Origin of the sequence: Mesorhizobium sp. M7A.F.Ca.CA.004.04.2.1 (assembly GCF_004022825.1) — a bacterium.
Taxonomy (GTDB): Bacteria; Pseudomonadota; Alphaproteobacteria; order Rhizobiales; family Rhizobiaceae; genus Mesorhizobium.
This window is the reverse complement of sequence record NZ_RZPH01001131.1, coordinates 1-1,834: the sequence shown is the minus strand read 5'-3', so window position 1 is coordinate 1,834 and position 1,834 is coordinate 1. Positions and strand designations below refer to the sequence as shown.

General features: G+C 64.0%; 2 protein-coding genes. Both read left to right on the top strand.

What is annotated here, in order from left to right; translation table 11 throughout:
* Positions 1 to 1,100: dihydroxy-acid dehydratase (locus EN893_RS32110; protein ID WP_206640216.1), on the top strand; the 1,100-nt coding region annotated here is incomplete at its 5' end.
* Positions 1,087 to 1,834: tetratricopeptide repeat protein (locus EN893_RS32105; RefSeq protein WP_164901307.1), on the top strand; the 748-nt coding region annotated here is incomplete at its 3' end. The genes EN893_RS32110 and EN893_RS32105, both read left to right, overlap by 14 nt.

Sequence of the window (1,834 nt, the reverse complement as noted above, 5' to 3'; positions counted from 1 at the left end):
CCATGGCCACCGTCGCCGAGGCGATCGGCCTGGCGCTGCCCTATTCCTGCGGCGCGCCGGCACCCTATGAAATGCGCGACCGGTTCAATTTCGCCTCCGGCGAAAAGATCATGGAGCTGATCGCGAAAAATATCCGGCCGCGCGACATCGTCACTCTGAAGGCGCTGGAGAATGCGGCGACCGTGGTCTCGGCCACCGGCGGTTCGACCAACGCGGCACTGCATCTGCCGGCGATCGCCCACGAGGCCGGCATCAAGTTCGACCTGTTCGACGTGGCCAAGATCTTCGAGAAGACGCCTTACATCGCCGACCTCAAGCCGGGCGGCAAATATGTCGCCAAGGACATGTTCGAGGCCGGCGGCATTCCGCTGCTGATGAAGACGCTGCTCGACCACGGCTATCTGCATGGCGACTGCATGACCGTGACTGGCCGCACTTTGGCCGAAAACATGCAGCACGTTGTCTGGAATGAGCATCAGGATGTGGTCCGCCCGGCCAACACACCCATTACCCAAACCGGCGGTGTCGTGGGCTTGAAGGGAAACCTTGCCCCCGAAGGCGCGATCGTGAAGGTCGCGGGCATGGCGGAGTTGAAGTTCTCCGGCCCGGCACGCTGCTTCGATTCGGAAGAGGAATGTTTCGAGGCGGTGACGCATCGCAACTACAGGGAAGGCGAGGTTCTCGTCATCCGCTACGAAGGGCCGCGCGGCGGCCCCGGCATGCGCGAGATGCTGTCGACGACGGCAGCGCTGTACGGCCAGGGCATGGGCGGCAAGGTGGCGCTGATCACCGACGGGCGCTTTTCGGGCGCGACGCGCGGCTTCTGCATCGGCCATGTCGGCCCCGAAGCAGCCGTGGGCGGCCCGATCGGACTGCTCAGGGATGGTGACGTGATCTCGATCGACGCGGTGAACGGCACGATCGACGTGGCGTTGTCCGATAGCGAACTGGCGGCGAGGGCAAAGACATGGAAGGCGCGCACGACCGACTATCAGTCGGGCGCGATATGGAAATATGCACAGACGGTAGGGCCGGCGCGCGATGGCGCGGTGACCCATCCGGGCGGTGCGAAAGAAACACACTGTTATGCGGACATCTGAGTTGTTGAGGTCGTCTGTCTTTTCGGCACTGGTCGTGGCCGCCACATTTGGCGCGACCTTTGGCGCCGTGGGCCAGGCCATGGCCTTCGACGACAAGGTGTTCGACGACAAGACCGGGGTGAAGCCGCAATCCAGCCCCTGGGCGGTCTTCCAGTTCGGCTTCTCCGCCTACAAGAACGGCCACAAGGAACAGGCTGCCGAGGCCTACAAATACGCTGCCGAAAACGGCCAGATCGGTGCCACCTGGAAGCTTGCCCGCATGTATGCCGAGGGCGACGGCGTGGCGCGCGATGACTATGAGGCGTTCAAGTTCTTCTCCGAGATCGTTGACCAGGACGTCGAGCCCGGCTCGCCTGAGGAAAGCTATGTCTCCGACGCGCTGGTGGCGCTTGGCGACTATTTGCGCACGGGCATTCCCGGCAGCCCGGTCGCCGAGAACGAGGTGGCGGCCCAGGAATATTACATGCGCGCCGCCGCCAACTACCGCAATCCGAACGCGCAGTTCGAGATGGGGCAGATGTTCTTGAAGGGCGAGGGCGGCGTGAAGGCCAGTGTCAAGCAGGCCGGGCGCTGGTTCCAACTCGCCGCCGAGAAAGGCCATGCCGGCGCCCAGGCGACACTGGGCCATTTGTTGTTCCAGAGCGGCAAGATCGTTCGCGGCCTGGCGATGATGACGGCAGCGCTCGAACGCGCTTCGCCGGCTGACCAGCCCTGGATCCGCGGCATGCAGGAAG